At 62.2% G+C, this 15426-nt stretch carries 15 protein-coding genes; 9 read left to right on the top strand and 6 right to left on the bottom strand.

Annotated features, from left to right (window positions below):
* Nucleotides 1-33: 33 nt before the first annotated feature.
* Nucleotides 34-669, top strand: a complete 636-nt coding sequence (locus ACLQ8T_RS12280; protein ID WP_413454783.1) for a redox-sensing transcriptional repressor Rex — start codon at nucleotides 34-36, stop codon at nucleotides 667-669.
* A gap of 105 nt (nucleotides 670-774) precedes the next feature.
* Here ACLQ8T_RS12280 and ACLQ8T_RS12275 read toward each other — a convergent pair whose 3' ends face one another.
* Nucleotides 775-1551 carry a hypothetical protein gene (locus tag ACLQ8T_RS12275; protein ID WP_413454782.1) on the bottom strand — a complete coding sequence of 259 codons (777 nt, stop codon included), beginning with the start codon at nucleotides 1549-1551 and terminating at the stop codon, nucleotides 775-777.
* 174 nt (nucleotides 1552-1725) lie between these two features.
* Here ACLQ8T_RS12275 and ACLQ8T_RS12270 point away from each other — a divergent pair, with 174 nt between their 5' ends.
* From ACLQ8T_RS12270 to ccsB, 5 genes are read left to right on the top strand one after another with little or no spacing between them, the layout of a single operon-like run.
* A complete protein-coding gene (locus ACLQ8T_RS12270) occupies nucleotides 1726-2388 on the top strand; it encodes a histidine phosphatase family protein (RefSeq protein WP_413454781.1) in 663 nt (220 codons plus the stop codon).
* Nucleotides 2389-2393: 5 nt separating this feature from the next.
* Entirely contained in the window at nucleotides 2394-3017 is a 624-nt protein-coding gene (locus ACLQ8T_RS12265) for a TlpA family protein disulfide reductase (protein ID WP_254589745.1), read from the top strand.
* Nucleotides 3018-3025: 8 nt separating this feature from the next.
* Entirely contained in the window at nucleotides 3026-3781 is a 756-nt protein-coding gene (locus tag ACLQ8T_RS12260) for a cytochrome c biogenesis CcdA family protein (protein ID WP_073705841.1), read from the top strand.
* A complete protein-coding gene (locus ACLQ8T_RS12255) occupies nucleotides 3781-5409 on the top strand; it encodes a cytochrome c biogenesis protein ResB (protein ID WP_413454780.1) in 1629 nt (542 codons plus the stop codon). Before ACLQ8T_RS12260 ends, ACLQ8T_RS12255 begins: the two co-directional genes overlap by 1 nt.
* Nucleotides 5402-6469, top strand: coding sequence for a c-type cytochrome biogenesis protein CcsB (gene ccsB, locus ACLQ8T_RS12250; RefSeq protein ID WP_413454779.1), 1068 nt, complete (start codon nucleotides 5402-5404; stop codon nucleotides 6467-6469). The genes ACLQ8T_RS12255 and ccsB overlap by 8 nt, the downstream gene beginning before the upstream one ends.
* A gap of 267 nt (nucleotides 6470-6736) precedes the next feature.
* Here ccsB and ACLQ8T_RS12245 read toward each other — a convergent pair whose 3' ends face one another.
* Nucleotides 6737-7180 (bottom strand): PLD nuclease N-terminal domain-containing protein, encoded by a 444-nt coding sequence (locus ACLQ8T_RS12245; protein ID WP_038992304.1) that lies wholly within the window; start codon nucleotides 7178-7180, stop codon nucleotides 6737-6739.
* Nucleotides 7181-7233: 53 nt separating this feature from the next.
* Between ACLQ8T_RS12245 and ACLQ8T_RS12240 the strand changes: the two genes are divergently transcribed.
* Nucleotides 7234-7524 carry a DUF4229 domain-containing protein gene (locus tag ACLQ8T_RS12240; protein ID WP_038992302.1) on the top strand — a complete coding sequence of 97 codons (291 nt, stop codon included), beginning with the start codon at nucleotides 7234-7236 and terminating at the stop codon, nucleotides 7522-7524.
* Between the two features lie 133 nt (nucleotides 7525-7657).
* Here ACLQ8T_RS12240 and ACLQ8T_RS12235 read toward each other — a convergent pair whose 3' ends face one another.
* The 3 genes from ACLQ8T_RS12235 to ACLQ8T_RS12225 form a co-directional block, all read right to left on the bottom strand.
* Nucleotides 7658-8542: a 1,4-dihydroxy-2-naphthoate polyprenyltransferase gene (locus ACLQ8T_RS12235; RefSeq protein WP_413454778.1), complete on the bottom strand. Its 885-nt coding sequence runs from the start codon at nucleotides 8540-8542 to the stop codon at nucleotides 7658-7660.
* Between the two features lie 75 nt (nucleotides 8543-8617).
* Nucleotides 8618-9745 (bottom strand): AMP-binding protein, encoded by a 1128-nt coding sequence (locus ACLQ8T_RS12230; RefSeq protein ID WP_413454777.1) that lies wholly within the window; start codon nucleotides 9743-9745, stop codon nucleotides 8618-8620.
* Between the two features lie 27 nt (nucleotides 9746-9772).
* The gene (locus ACLQ8T_RS12225; RefSeq protein ID WP_413454776.1) at nucleotides 9773-10735 is read right to left on the bottom strand and encodes a 1,4-dihydroxy-2-naphthoyl-CoA synthase; all 963 of its coding nucleotides are present in this window, start codon (nucleotides 10733-10735) and stop codon (nucleotides 9773-9775) included.
* Between the two features lie 184 nt (nucleotides 10736-10919).
* Here ACLQ8T_RS12225 and ACLQ8T_RS12220 point away from each other — a divergent pair, with 184 nt between their 5' ends.
* Complete coding sequence (locus ACLQ8T_RS12220; RefSeq protein WP_413454775.1) at nucleotides 10920-12359, top strand: amino acid permease; 1440 nt, start codon at nucleotides 10920-10922, stop codon at nucleotides 12357-12359.
* 77 nt (nucleotides 12360-12436) lie between these two features.
* On the opposite strand, the gene ACLQ8T_RS12215 is transcribed toward ACLQ8T_RS12220, so the two are convergent.
* Nucleotides 12437-13864 (bottom strand): MFS transporter, encoded by a 1428-nt coding sequence (locus tag ACLQ8T_RS12215; protein ID WP_413454774.1) that lies wholly within the window; start codon nucleotides 13862-13864, stop codon nucleotides 12437-12439.
* A gap of 336 nt (nucleotides 13865-14200) precedes the next feature.
* Between ACLQ8T_RS12215 and ACLQ8T_RS12210 the strand changes: the two genes are divergently transcribed.
* Nucleotides 14201-15424: a thiolase family protein gene (locus tag ACLQ8T_RS12210; RefSeq protein WP_204722697.1), complete on the top strand. Its 1224-nt coding sequence runs from the start codon at nucleotides 14201-14203 to the stop codon at nucleotides 15422-15424.
* Nucleotides 15425-15426: the final 2 nt, after the last annotated feature.

Raw genomic sequence — 15426 nt, 5'->3', positions numbered from 1 at the left:
GTCCAGGGCACCGAAAAGTGCGGGAGAACGAAGATGTCAGAGCTTGAAGTCCGGGTACTGCCTGAGGCTACCCTGGCTCGACTGACGCAATACCTGCGCGCGCTGAACGCTCTGGAAGCCCAAGGCCTGGAACGCACCAGTTCCGGAGTGCTGGCCAAGGAAGCTGGCGTTAACCCCTCCATCTTGCGCAAGGACCTATCCTGGCTGGGATCCTACGGAACCCGCGGAGTGGGCTATGTGGTCCGCGAGCTGGCAGAACATATCAGCCGCACCCTCGGCTTGAACCAGGACTGGCGTGTGGCCATCCTCGGCGCAGGCAACCTCGGCCGCGCGCTCAGCGGCTATGCAGGGTTCAGCACTCGTGGCTTCAACGTAAAGGCGATCATGGATGTCGACCCAGCTTTAGTGGGCAGCGCAGTTGGCGAATTGCAGGTGGAAGCCATCGCGAACTTGGCCGCTGTTGTGGAACGCGAGGAAATCAACATTGCTGTCCTTGCCGTTCCCGGAGAAGCAGCGCAGGATCTGGTCTATGAACTGGCCGAGCTATCGGTCCGCTCGGTGCTCTCCTTCGCACCGAAGCCGCTGCGCGTACCAGCGGGAATGAATCTGCGGCGCGTCGACCTGTCCACCGAATTGCAGATCCTTGCCTACCTCGCCGTCCAACGCTGAAACCCCGGCAAACAGAACGGCGCAGCCGCACCATCCTCCGATGGGATGACGCGGCTACGCCTTGATTGTTCTTGCGGGGCCTAGCGAAGGTGCAAGGCCGCGGGTTTAGCGGAAGCCCGCGAGACGGGCCTGGCGGCGCTGCGCAATGTATTGCGAAGACGGGCGCAGCCAGGAGAAGACCACGCCGGCGACGCCCAGCAAGATGCCCACAACGTAGACGGCGTTGATGATTCCGGCTTGGGTGTCGGCGAACATGCTGATCATTGGAACAGTCGTCACCAGGTTCAGCAGCGAAATCGCAGCGAGGATCGTGGCAATAATGCGCATGGCGCCGACGCCGCGGCCAACGAAGAAGCCCACCAGGAAATACAGGCCCAAGGTGATGATCATGCCGACAATCACGAAACTCGACATCATGGAATTGACCTGGGACATGAACGCTTCAGGGCTGGCCATCATCTGCTCGACCATCGGATCCTGCTCCATGCCAGGGGTGCTCTGCATCTGCTTCTGGAACTCTTCTTGGACCAAGGACCACTGCTGGCCAATCATGTTCGCCATCATGTTGGAGCTGGCCATGAACCAGCTGGCCAGGGCGCTGAAAATGCCGGCGAGCATGATCAAGCCGAAGGCGATAGCCAAGGTCCGCGGACGCTCGGTCGGCGGCTGCACGCCAGCGTAGCCTCCCTGCTGGCCATACTGGTCGTAGCCCGGAGCCTGCGGCTGCCCGTAGGGAATCGGATTCTGGCCGTATGGGTTTTGGCCATATGGGGAGGGCTGCTGGCCATAGGGGTTTTCGCCGTAAGGGTTCTGCGATGGACCCTGGCCCGAAGTGTTCGGGTTGTAGGGCCGTCCCGGCTGGTTAGGATCGTAGTCGCTCATCATGCATCCTTCTGGGTCGAACTATCTTATTTACCAAGCGTAGTGGCAGGTGATTGTGAGCAACCCCTCCGAAAGGATGGTTTTTGCATATGGGATTCCAATGCGTGTCCTGTGAATAGTTGATGGTGGCCACAATATGGCTAATTCGCACCGATTATTTGAGAGACTGGAAACATGCTTTTATCGACTGTCCATTTGTTGCGCCATGGGGAAGTTTTCAACCCTGACCGTATGCTCTACGGCAGGATCCCTGGCTTCGGGCTCTCGGACCTGGGATTCCAGATGGCCGATGGGGCAGGCGAATATTTTGCCAAGCGCCAGGCAGACGGCGGCAACGTGGTCCGGTTGGTAGCTTCTCCGCTATTGCGTGCCCAGCAGACGGCCGCACCGACTTCCAAGGCCTTGGACCTGCAGATCCACACCGACGAGCGGGTGATTGAAGCGGGCAACAAGCTCGAAGGCCTGTCCAAGGTCGCCGAGCACCTGCGCCAGCCGAAGTATTGGCCGCTGCTGGTCAACCCGCTGAAGCCTTCATGGGGCGAAGCCTACGTCGAACAAGTAGCCCGTATGCGCCAGGCCATGGACGAGCATCGCAAGGCTGCGGTCGCCGAACACGGCGAAGGCTCCGAGGTCATCATCGTCAGCCATCAGTTGCCGATCTGGGTGACGCGCCGAGCCGCCGAGAAGAAGCGTCTGTGGCACGATCCACGCCAGCGAGAGTGCACGCTGGCATCCATCACCAGCTTTGATTTTGAAGGAGACGAATTGGTCTCCGTGCGTTACACCGAACCGTGCCCCGAGCTGCTTGCCGGCGCGGCGAATATCCCTGGAGCCTAAAGCAAATGACTGATCCCGTGCCTAATCCTCGCCCGTTGAGCCGCCGTACCATGCTGCGATCGCTGATGGTTGCCGCCGCCGTCGTGCCGCTGGCTGCCTGTAGCGGCAAGGAAGATGCGCTGACCGCGCAAGCGAACAGCGGCGACGGCAAGAACTACATTGCCGGCGACGGTGCAGTGGAAGAATACGAAGTCTCCAAGCGCAGCGAACCGGTGGCCATCAAGGCCACCACGTACCATGGCACGGACATCGACTTCACGCAGTGGCAGGGCAAGCCGGTCGTCATGAACTTCTGGTATGCCGCCTGTGCACCGTGCCGCATCGAAGCGCCGGATCTGAAGGAAATTGCCGAAGAGTTCGGCGAGAAGGTCGAATTCATCGGCATCAACGTACGCGACGAAGCCGAAGCCGCGAAGGCCTTTGAACGCACCTTCGACGTTCCCTACGAGTCCGTGCAGGACACTGACGGGGCGATCCAGCTGGCGATGACCAAGTACGTGCCGCTGCAGGCTGTTCCATCCACGCTGGTGCTGGACCGCAAGGGACGTGTCCGTGCCCGCGTGATCGGTGCGGTGGAGCCGGGTACTCTCAAATCGTTGATCAGCACCGCTCTGACCGAAGAGTTGTGAGCTGAGCAGTGACCTCTAATCCCTTTGCCGACATCGTCCTGGACGGGTCGTTGCTCCTGGCCGCACCCGTGGCCCTGCTGGCTGGATTGGTCTCCTTCCTCTCGCCTTGCGTCCTTCCGCTTGTGCCGGGCTATCTCGGCTACGTCACTGGATTGACCGGCGCAGATTTGAAGGACCACCGCCGCGGCCGGGTCGTCTCCGGGGTGCTACTCTTTGTCCTGGGATTCTCTGTGGTCTTCATTGCCGCCGGCGTGCTCTTCAGCCAGGCGTCCGCATGGCTGAGGTTCAACGGCTCCTGGGTCACCCAGGCGTTGGGGTTGGTCGTGGTCTTCATGGGCATCGTCTTCATGGGCGGATTCTCCTGGATGCAGCGGGACCGCAAGATCCATAAGAAACCGCCTGCCGGCCTGTGGGGCGCCCCGGTGCTGGGCTTGACCTTCGGGTTGGGATGGGCGCCGTGCATCGGCCCGACGTTGAGCGCGGTATTGATCATGTCCACCGGAGTGGACGCGAACGTGGGCCGCGGAACCCTGCTGACCGTGTTCTATTGCCTCGGGTTGGGCCTGCCCTTCATCCTGATCGCAATGGGTCTGCAGCGCGGCATGCAGGCGCTGGCGTTCTTCCGCAAGCACCAAGTACTGATCATGCGTTTGGGCGGGGGACTGCTCATCGCCTTGGGCCTGGTCATGGTGACAGGGCTCTGGGGAACATGGGTAGCAGAACTGCAAAACTGGTTTGCCAATGAAGTGAGGTTGCCAATTTAATGGCGAAACAACAACGGAAGTCCAAGGGAACCAGCGACGCGCCTGCCTTGGGATTCGTAGGTTCCATGCGCTGGATCTGGACCCAGCTGACATCGATGCCCACAGCACTGTTCCTGCTGCTGCTGCTCGCTGTCGCTGCGGTGCCGGGCTCGATTTTCCCGCAGCGCGATGCCAACCCCGAATCTGTCGCCCAGTACCTGGAGCAGCACAACACCGCCGGCCTCTGGCTGGACCGCTTCCAGATGTTCGACGTGTACTCCTCGGTGTGGTTCTCCGCGATCTACATCCTGCTGTTCATCTCGCTGATCGGCTGCATCCTCCCTCGTGTGAAGAAGCACGCCAAGGCCTTGCGCACCCCGCCACCGCGGACCCCTGCGCGCCTGGACCGCCTGCCCCAGTACAGCACGCATGAAATTCTTGAAGGCGAAGCCGATACGCCCGATGACCAGCAGGTCATCGATGATGCGTTCAGGATCCTGAAGAAGCGCGGCTACCGCGTCGAGCGCCGCGAGGATGCCACCGGTGCCTCGGTGGCCGCCGAGCGCGGGTACACCCGCGAAATAGGCAACCTGCTCTTCCACATCTCGCTGGTGGGTGTCCTTGCTTCCGCGGCGATCGGCGGCTCCCTGGGCTACAACGGACAGCGCGTCGTCGTCGAAGGTGAAACCTTCGTGAACTCGCTGGTCGCCTATGATTCCTTCACCCCTGGCACGAACTTCAACGCCGATAACCTCCCGGGCTACGCGGTGACCCTGGACAAGTTCGATATCGTCTTCGACCGCGAATCCGAATCCCACTTCGGCCAGCCGCTGGACTTCACCGCCCACGTGCAGGTGCGCGAATCGGCAGACGCGGAGCCTGTGAAGCAGGAGCTGAAGGTCAACCACCCGCTGCGCATCAAGGGCGCCGGCGTCTACCTGGTGGGCAACGGCTACGCCCCGGTGATTACCGTCAAGGACGGCAACGGAAACGTCGCCTACTCCGGCCCGGCGGTCTCCATCCCGCAGGACTCGGTCTACACCTCCATGTTCGTGCTGAAGGTGCCGGACGCGGAACCTTCGCAGCTGGGCTTCCAGGGCTTCCTGCTGCCCACCGCGCTGGTGGACGAGAACGGCTTCGGCATTTCCGGCGACCCCAATGCCATCAACCCGCAGCTGCACCTGAACTCGTACTTCGGCGATCTCGGACTGGATGACGGCAACCCGCAGAACGTGTTCGTGCTGGACACCGACAAGATGGAGCCGCTGAACAGCCGTGATCTGGATGCCGGCGGCATCATTCTCGAAGCCGGGCAAACCTACGAGCTGCCCGACGGCAAGGGCTCGATCACGTTTGACGATCTCAAGCGCTATGTCGCGTTGGATGTGAACTACGACCCGGGCCAGCTGCCGATCGGCATCTCCTCGGCTCTGGCCTTGATCGGCTTGTCGATCTCGCTGTTCACCCCGCGTCGCCGCGTTTGGGTGAAGCTGAAGAATGAGGACGGCAAGCGTAGGATCGAATACGCATTGCTGGCACGTGGCGAGGATCCGCGTCTGGAACGCGAAGCCGCAGAACTACAAAAGATCTTTGACAAGGCTTGGCCATTGGCAAGCCAGGAGCAGAACCAAGGAGCCGTAAATGGATAACGCAGGGGCATTAGCGCCTATCAATGAAACGCTGGGTGAATACAGCCAGCTGTTCATGCTGCTGGCCGCCATGGTCTATGGGGTCGTCTTCATCATTTTCGCCTTGGACCTGGCAAAAACCAACAAGTCCATCAGCGAAATGGATTCCCAGGCGCTCAAGCGCGACGAGGAACTGCTGGTCAGCGCCGGCAGCGCCGCGGTGGGCACCAAGGCCCGTGCCCGCAGGGGTGCCGCTGAGCGTGCCGATAACGTCGGCGAGCACATCGTGACCGACAAGATGGAATACACCCAGCTGTCGTCCAAGCGTCCGATGGCCCGCATCGCCGTGGTGCTGATGTGGCTGGCAGCGGTCCTGCACGGCGGCGCAGTGGTTTCCCGCGCACTGGCAGCACACCGCGTGCCGTGGGGCAACATGTACGAGTTCCTGTCGACCGGTGCTTTCCTGGTGGCCCTGGTGTACCTGCTGGTGCTGATCTTCAAGGACCTGCGCTTCATGGGATCCTTCATTTCCGGCATGGTGACCTTGATGCTGTGCGGTGCCACCATCGGCTTCCCCACACCGGTGGGCCACCTCGTTCCCGCTTTGCAGTCGCCATGGATCGTCATCCACGTTTCCATCGCGGTGCTGGCTTCGGCGCTGTTCGCCATCAGCTTCGCCATGAACGTGCTGCAGCTGATCCAGCATGCCCGCATGAACCGCCTGGCCGCTGGCCAGAAGGACAAGTTGCCTTTCATGCGCGTGGTGCCGGGCGCCGGCGCACTGGAGAACTTCGCCTACCGCATCAACACCATCGCCTTCGTGATGTGGACCTTCACCGTGATCGCCGGAGCGATCTGGGCTGAAGCCGCCTGGGGCCGTTACTGGGGTTGGGATCCAAAGGAAGTCTGGTCCTTCGTGATCTGGGTGGTCTATGCAGGCTACCTTCACGCACGCGCCACCGGCGGTTGGACGGGTCCACGCTCGGCCTGGTTGTCCATCATCGGCTTCCTGTGCGTGGTCTTCAACTTCACCATCGTGAACATCTTCTTCAACGGCCTGCACTCCTACGCCGGAGTCTAGACCCAAAAGAAATCGGCACTGCGAGCGGTTTCCCTTTCAGGGGAGGCCGCTCGCAGCGTTTTAACCGCGCAGTGCAGGGCGCCGTGTCCAGCCGAGGCGCAAGTAGCCTGCAAGTGGCCCATGGAGCCCGTCCGGAGCCCGGAGAAGCGGTCCGGGGCTAGTGTCCTGCCACACGGTTGCCCCGGGGCTCCAGGGCACAAATAAAGCCCAGCTGCGCTGGCTAGGCGTGCTGGGCTGGTTGCCGGGAACCCCGGCAGGTCGAGAGGGCTATTCGGAGTCAGGCGAAGCGCTGTCTGAGCCTTCTGGGTTGTTCTTGTGCTCCGCGCTGGGCTTTGGCTCCTTGGCCTCCGGCTTGGCTGGTTTCGCGTCGTCGGCCTTCTGCGCTTCCTCGCGTTTGGTGAGGTCTTGCTCACGCGCCTTCAGGTCGGCTTCACGCTGCTGCTGGCGGCGCCAGATCTCCAGCTGGCGCAGGAAATCCTCGTCATCGTCCGGAGCCATGGACTTCTGCGCCGGGGCATCATGAGATGCTGCAGGGCGCCCCAGGAGGAACCACAAACCGGCTCCGACGAGCGGTAGCAGGATGATGACCGCGAACCACGCAGGCTTAGGCAATGAACGTATGCGGCTGCGTTCTGCACGAGCGCATTCGATCAGGGTGTAGATCGTCAAAGCAACCGAAACCACTGCGGCGAAAATTAAAATGCGGACCATGCTTCCATTCTAGTGATAATCCTGTTCACAGGTTCATCGGTAGACTTGAGACTATGCAGTTCGTGAAATATACCGTTATCCGCCTAGGCGTATTCCTAGCCGTTTTCCTGGGCCTCTGGTGGGGTCTGAGGTGGCCAATCTTCGTTTCTGGAATTATTGGCCTCATCGTGGCCTTCGCGGTGGCCTACCTTTTCTTCAACAAACTTCGTCTACGGGCGAACGAAGATATCCGCAATGCCTTCAACAAGACCTCGGCCAACAAGACCAAGAAGCAGCTGGACGACGAAGCTGTCGAGGATGAATTCGACGAATCGCAGCGCAAGCAGACGCCTCACGCCGAGTAGTTCCCGCTACGCAGGTCAATCGAGAACTGCATGGCCCAGCCAACCACCCTGGCTGGCACGGCAATTAACGAGATGGGCTGGCCGGATCGCATGATCCGGCCAGCCCATCGTCTTATGCAGTCACCGCTGGAGCCTAGGCTAGAACCTCGATGGCGATCGCCAGGGCGAAGAGCACCGCGTAGACCATATTCACAATGCCGGTCTGCTTGAGCACCAACACCAGTTTGGGAAGCCGCTGCTCGCGAAGCATCAGCAGCGATGGCGCCGCCGCAGGAATGAAGGTGATCAGGATCAGCCACATCCACGGGAAGTCGCCGGTGGCCAGCAATGGCAGCAGGATGGCTGCCGCCAGCATCAGCACATAGCTCAGGCGGGCGTTATGTTCGCCAAGGCGTACCGCCAAGGTAATCTTCCCCACCTCTTTGTCGGTAGGAATGTCGCGCACGTTATTGGCCATCAGCAGGGCGCAGCCAATCAGCCCGGTGCCGATGGCACCCCACAGTGAAGCCATGGTCAGCTGGTTGATCTGGGTGAAAGTGGTGCCCAGGGTGGCAACCAGGCCGAAGAAGATGAAGACGTAGATATCGCCCAGACCTCGGTAGCCATAGGGGTTCTTGCCGCCGGTGTAGCCCCAGGCGGCGAAGATCGCGGCAACGCCGACCAGCAGCAGCGGCCAGGCTGAGGAAAGGATAACCAGGGTCAGGCCGAAGGCGGCGGCCAACCCGAAGCACCCGAAAGCGGCATTGCGCACGTTCTTCGGCTCCGTGAGCTTGGAACCGGTCAGGCGCAGCGGGCCGACGCGTTCGTCATCGGTGCCGCGGATGCCATCCGAGTAGTCGTTGGAGTAGTTCACTCCCACTTGGAGCAGCAGGCCCACGAGCAGAGCCAAGATGAAACGGATCCAGTGAATGGTTCCGGTTTCACCGAGCGCGGCCGCGGTGCCGATGACGACCGGGGCAATGACGATGGGCAAGGTGCGCAAGCGCGCTCCGGAAACCCATTGGGAAAGTGTGGCCACTTCCTGTCCTTTCAGGGCAAGTGAAAACTCGTACCCTCTAGTTTCCCGCGATTAGCCGTGCAAGGCGAATTGAGGCTAGTCGCGAATGCCCAGTTCCTCGATGAGCAGCCGCCGGTTGAACTTGCCGTTGGGCAGCTGCGGCAAGCCATGGGGGTAGTGGCGCACGTGCTTTGGCACAGCCTCCTTGCCCAGGGTCCGGCGCACCGCGTCAAAGGCATCGGCGGTGCTGGTCGGGCCCGAATAGGCCAGGCCCACGCTTTGGCCCCATTGCGCATCGGGCACCGGAACCACGATTGCCTGCGTAAAGAATTCCTCCAGCAGCCCTTCGATCTTCGATGCCGAAAGCTTGATGCCACCGGAATTAATCACGTCATCGACGCGTCCGATGATCTTCAAGCGCTGTCCGTCAACCGTGCCCAGATCATCGGTGACATACCAGCGCGCACCATCTCGTTCAACGAAGTGCTCGGCCGTGGCTTCGGGGGCGTTGGCGTATCCGTCGGCCAGCATCGGTCCGGAAACCCAGATGCGTCCCTCATGCTCGGCCAGCTGCACGCCGGGAAGCGCGGTGCCGTTGTAGACCAGGCCGCCGGAGGTTTCCGAGGAGCCGTAGGTCTGGAAAATCTTCAGCCCGTGATGCCGGGCGCGGGTCAGCAGATCCCGGCTGGCTCGTGCCCCGCCCAGGAGGATGGCATCGAAGCGCTTCAGCGCCTGCAGGGTTTCCGGAGCCGGGTTGTCCAGCAGCCGGGCCAGCTGGGTCGGCACCAGCGAAGTGATCCGGCGGGACTCGACCATTTGATTGGCCGCTTCGGTGAAAGCCGTGGCCGAGAAGCTTCCCCTGGTGTCCATGGCCACTGGCTTGGTGCCGGCGAACAAGGAACGGGTCAGCACGCTCAGGCCCGCCACATAGTGCACCGGCAAGGCCAACAGCCATTGGCCTTCGAAGCCGAGGAACTCGGCCGTGGCCTGCGCGCTGGATGCCAACGCCGAAACGCTGAGCACCGTGCGCTTGGCCCGGCCGGTGGAACCGGAGGTCCGCACTACCGCCATGGGCTGCTCGAAACCCGGCAAGTCCGTTGGGGCCAGGTACGCGATGCGCCAGCCATTGGGGCTGCGCTCATCGAGCAGCACCTCAACGGCCGGGCCCTCGTCATTGGCCGCCTTGGCCAGGGCCGCGAGCAGTTCAGCGAGTTGTGCGTCCATATCCGGTCCTCGTTCCTCCGCGCTGGATTAGAAGTAGTAGGGGTAGTTGGACCAATCCGGGTCGCGCTTGCCCAGGAACGCGTCGCGCCCCTCCACTGCTTCGTCGGTCATGTAGGCCATGCGGGTGGCCTCGCCTGCGAAGACCTGCTGTCCGGCCAGGCCATCGTCGGCCAGGTTGAAAGCGAACTTCAGCATGCGGATGGCCTGCGGGGACTGGCGCGCGATATCGGCTGCATACTTCAACGCCACCTCTTCGAGGCGTTCGTGATCCACCGACTCGTTGACCGCACCCATGCGGACCATGTCATCGGCCGAGTACTCGCGGGCGAGGAAGAAGATTTCGCGGGCTGTCTTCTGCCCGACCTGGCGGGCGAGCAGCGCCGAACCGTACCCGGCATCGAAGGAGCCGACGGTGGCGTCGGTCTGCTTGAACTTGCCGTTCTGCTTCGAGGCGATGGTCAAATCCGAGACCACGTGCAGCGAGTGCCCGCCGCCGGCAGCCCAGCCATTGACAACGCACACCACAACCTTTGGCATGGTGCGCATCAGGCGCTGGACCTCCAGGATGTGCAGGCGTCCGGCACGGGCCGGGTCGATGGACTCGCGGGTCTCGCCTTCGGCATAGCGGTAGCCGTCGCGGCCGCGGATGCGCTGGTCGCCGCCGGAGCAGAAGGCGTGCCCGCCGTCCTTCTGCGATGGTCCGTTGCCGGTCAGCAGCACGGTGGCCACATCGCTGGTCATGCGGGCATGGTCCATGGCGCGGTACAGCTCGTCCACGGTGTGCGGGCGAAAGGCGTTGCGCACCTCGGGGCGGTCGAAGGCGATGCGCACGGTGGGAAGGTCGCGCACGATGCTGCCATCAGCGGTTCGCTCAACCTGGCGATGGTAGGTGATGTCGGTGAAGTCGAATCCCTCGACCACGCGCCAGCGCGTTGGATCGAAGACATCGGAGACCTTCTCGGGCAATGCGGAATTATTCAGGCTACTCACCCTATGAATGCTAGTCGGTTTCTTCGCGAACTCTAAGAAAGGTGGAACAGACTCTTCACGGCCCGACTCGCGGTCGCGCGCGGAATTACCGCCACGAAGCCTTGGACCATCCAGTGACTCACCGGATTCATTTCACGATTTTGCACGGATTCATCCAACGCGTCCGTAGGCCAGGAGTTCATCTATGCCATCTGCCCAGCATCAACCGGCAGCCCCGGAAATCAGCGCCGAGGGCTACAAGAAATCCCTGAGCCGCCGCCACGTCCAGATGATCGCGATCGGCGGCGCCATCAGCGTGGGGCTGTTCATGGGCTCCGGCGGGCGGCTGGCCTCGACCGGGCCAGCGCTGGTGCTGTCCTATCTGGTGGCCGGCGCGCTGGCCTACCTGCTGATGCGGGCCCTGGGTGAATTGATCATGTACCGCCAGACCTCCGGCTCCTTCGTCTCCTACGCCGCTGAGCTCTTCGGCCCGAAGGGCGCTTTCGTCTCCGGATGGATGTACGTGCTGAACTGGATCATGACCGGCATCGCCGAATTGATCGCCATCGGCCTGTACTTCCAGTACTTCTTCCCAAATGTCCCGGTCACTGTGTCCGCATTCTGCGCGTTGCTGTTGCTGGTGGCCATCAACCTCTTCAGCGCCAAGGCATTCGCGGAGTTCGAGTTCTGGGCGGCCTGCATCAAGGTTGCCGCGATCCTGCTGTTCCTGGCCGTGGGCACCTACATGGTGGTGACCAACACCCAGGTCGGAGCGCACACCGCATCGGTGGTCAACCTGTTTATCGGCGATGAGAACGGAGAGGGCGGCATGTTCCCGCGCGGCTTCTTCGTCAGCATCCTGGTCCTGAATTCGGTGATCTTCGCCTACAACGCCATTGAACTGGTGGGCATTGCCGCCGGCGAGATGGAGCACCCGGAAAGGGAAGTTCCTTCGGCAATCCGCGCCGTGGTCGTCCGCATCCTGGTCTTCTATGTCGGCAGCGTGTCCCTGCTGGCCATGGTGCTGCCCTGGAACGAGTATGAATCCGGGGTCAGCCCATTTGTCACGGCCTTCGAGAAGATGGGCCTGGGCTGGGTGGGAAGCGTCATGAACCTGGTCGTGATTACCGCCGCGCTGTCCTCCTGCAATTCGGGCTGGTACTCCATCGGCCGCATCCTGCGAACCATGAGCGGCAACGGGCATGCCCCGCAGGGGCTTTCCGAGATGAACAAGCAATTTGTCCCTCCAGCCGGCATCATCACCGTGGGCGTGGTCTATCTTGCCGGTGTCATCCTGAACATCTGGCTTGGCGATTCCTTCGCTTTCGACCTTGCCTTGAACACCGCATCCATTGGTGTGCTGTTCACCTGGGCCTCGATTTTCGGATGCCAGCTGATGCTGCGCAAGAGAAAGGGCGCGGTGTCCTCGCTGCCCATGCCGGGTTCGCCCATTACCGGCTGGATCGGCTTGATTTCCCTGCTGGTGATCACCGTCCTGATTTCCTTCGATACGCTGACCGGGGAGGACGGCGAGGTATTCCCGGTAGGGCTGTGCACGATCGCCGCGATTCCGCTGTTCGCGGTGCTGCTGTGGGTCGGCTGGCGGTTCGCCCGCAGTCACGCCCAGTCGAGCATCGACTTCTAGCCGCCGGGCTTTCGGCACCAAGCACCAAAGGGGGCGCATCTGCACTGCAGATGCGCCCCCTTTGGTGTTGCGCTGGCTCAGGACGTCCGGGTTTCGTCCTGTTGCACCGTGGCCAGGATACCGGTGTCCAGGGCGTCGGGGATTTCCGTGCCGCGCAGCGAGGCGCCGGCGGTCTCCGGCATGAACTTGATGGCGATCGCGCCGATGACGCAGGCTGCCATCATGTAGATCGCAGGGAAGAGCAGGAAGCCGGTGGAATCGATTGCCGCTTCGTTGACCATCGCGGCGGTACCGCCGAAGACGGCGGTGGAGATGTTGTAGGTGATCGCGAAGCCCGCGAAGCGCACCTGCGAAGGGAACATCGCCGGGAAGGTCGCGGTGATGGTCGCCAGCTGCGGGATGTACAACAGGCCAAGCACGGCGAAGCCGACAATGGCCAAGGCGAAGGACTGGCCCATCAGCCAGAACATCGGCAGTGCCAGCACGAACAGTCCGATCACCGAGGCGTACCACATCGGACGGCGTCCCACCTTGTCGGAGAGCGAGCCGGCGAACGGGATGACCGCCATCATGGCAACCTCGCCGATCAGGATGGTGGCCAGCGATGCGCTGGAGCTCAGCCCCAGCTGGGTTTCCAGGTAGGTCGGCATGTAGCTGAGCAGCGTGTAGTTCACGACGTTCAGCGCGATGACCAGGCCGCTCATGGTCAGCATCGGGCGCCAGTACTGCATGACCAGTTCCTTGAGCGAACCGCCCTGCTGGGCCTCGCCGGCCTCTTCCATCTCTTGGAAGACCGGGGTGTCTTCCAGCTTGCTACGCAGGTACAGGCCGATCAGGCCCATGGGCAATGCGAGGAAGAACGGGATGCGCCAGCCATAGGCCATCATGGCCTCTTCGCCGAGCATCAGCTGGAGGGCCAGCATTACCGCGGTACCGAGGGCGAAGCCGCCCAAGGTGCCGAATTCCAGGAAGGAGCCGAAGAAGCCGCGCTTGCGGTCCGGCGCGTATTCGGCCATGAAGGTTGCCGCGCCGCCGTATTCGCCACCGGTGGAGAAGCCCTGGACCATGCGCAGCAGCACCAGCAGGATCGGGGCTGCGACGCCAATGGCTTCATAGGTGGGCAGGACGCCGATGAGGAAGGTGGCCAGCGACATCATGATGATCGTCAAGGCCAGGATCTTCTTGCGGCCCAGCTTGTCGCCCAGCGGGCCCCAGACCAGGCCGCCAATCGGGCGGACCAGGAAGGAGAGGGCGAAGGTGGCCAAGGCCATGAAAGTGCCGCCCTCGGTGGGGAAGAAGTGGGCGGTGATGTAGGTGACGGCTACGGCATAGACACCGTAGTCGAACCATTCGGTCATGTTGCCCATGGCCGAGGCGGCAGTGGCCTTGCGAACCTCTTGCCGGCCTTCCTGCGTGCTCATGTCCGGGCCAATGTCGTGGTCCAGGTCGGGAGTGAAATTATGAGAACTCGAATTGTCGTTTGGCTGGCTATGTTCCGGTTGCATTACTGCTCCGTCGTTTTCAGCTTTCCGTCGACCGATCGCCCAAAGGCCAGATGGAAATTCATCGCCTTGGCCGCGGTCCACGATCCGAGGGTTCCCCGGAGTCGGTTAAATACCAGAGGCTATTCGAATCATTTTGCAAAATCAAGCACTGACATGGAATTGGTTCCGAGGGTTCGCGGATAAAACGGTGGTTGGCCCGTGGGCTGGCCATGTGGAGCCGGCAACCTAAAAATGTTCAATTGTGAAAAAGCGGCCATCCGCGACTTTATTATTGAACGAATGGTCGGTAAGTTTAGGTGTTGAGGGTCACTAACCATTTCGGCATAAGGAGCATAAATGACCGAGGCATTTCTCGTAGGTGGAGCACGCACGCCGGTAGGACGCTACGGAGGGGCGCTCAGTGCTGTGCGCCCTGACGACCTGGCTGCGCTGACGATCCGCCGCGTCATCGACGACGCAGGCATCGACCCGGCAGACATCGATGAAGTCATCTACGGAAACGCCAACGGCGCCGGCGAGGAGAACCGCAACGTGGCCCGCATGGCCGCGCTGCTGGCAGGACTTCCCGTCACCGTTCCGGGTATCACGGTCAACCGCCTCTGCGCCTCCGGCATGAGTGCCATCACCATGGCCAGCCACATGATCAGGGCCGGTGCCGCCGACATCGTCGTCGCTGGCGGCACCGAATCCATGTCGCGGGCTCCCTGGGTCATGGAAAAGCCGGCCAAGGCTTTCGCCCAGCCGGGGGCAACCTTTGACACCTCCATCGGCTGGCGCTTCACCAATCCGCAATTCCTTTCCGGGGAGTATGCCCGCGATGGCAAGGCCACCTTCTCCATGCCGGAAACCGCCGAGGAAGTCGCCCGGGTCTACAGCATCTCGCGCGAGGACTGCGACCAGTTCTCCGTCGAATCCCACGCCAAGGCCATCGCCGCTATCGAGGCTGGGCGCTTCCGCGATGAAATCGTTCCGGTGACGGTCAAGGGCCGCAAGGGCGACACCATCGTGGATACGGATGAGGGGCCTCGGCCTGGCACCACCATGGATGTGCTTTCCGGACTGCGCCCAGTAGTCAAGGGCGGCAGCGTGGTCACCGCAGGCAACGCCTCGACGCTGAACGACGGCGCTTCGGCGATCCTCGTGGTTTCCGAACGCGCCATCAAGAAGTACGGCCTGACCCCGCGCGCACGTATCGTCGACGGGCAGGCCGCAGGCCTTGAGCCGGAGATCATGGGCATGGGCCCGGTCCCGGCGACCCGCAAGGTCCTCGAACGCGCCGGCGTGGGCATCGAGCAGATCGGTGCCATGGAAATCAACGAGGCCTTTGCCAGCCAGTCCCTGGCCAGCATGCGCGCGCTGGGCGTGGACGCCTCAATCGTCAACCGCGACGGCGGCGCCATTTCGCTGGGCCACCCGCTGGGTTCCAGCGGTTCGCGCATTGTCATCACCCTGCTGGGCCGCATGGAACGCGAACTGGCCTCCGAGCAGCGCAAGCTGGGTGTGGCCACCATGTGCGTGGGCGTCGGCCAGGGCGCCGCAATCTTGCTGGAAGGCGTCTAGGC

Origin of the sequence: Glutamicibacter sp. FR1, from assembly GCF_047300825.1 — a bacterium.
Taxonomy (GTDB): Bacteria; Actinomycetota; Actinomycetes; order Actinomycetales; family Micrococcaceae; genus Glutamicibacter; species Glutamicibacter nicotianae.
Note: the sequence above shows the minus strand (reverse complement) of the source record. Positions and strands in the feature narration are given on the sequence as shown.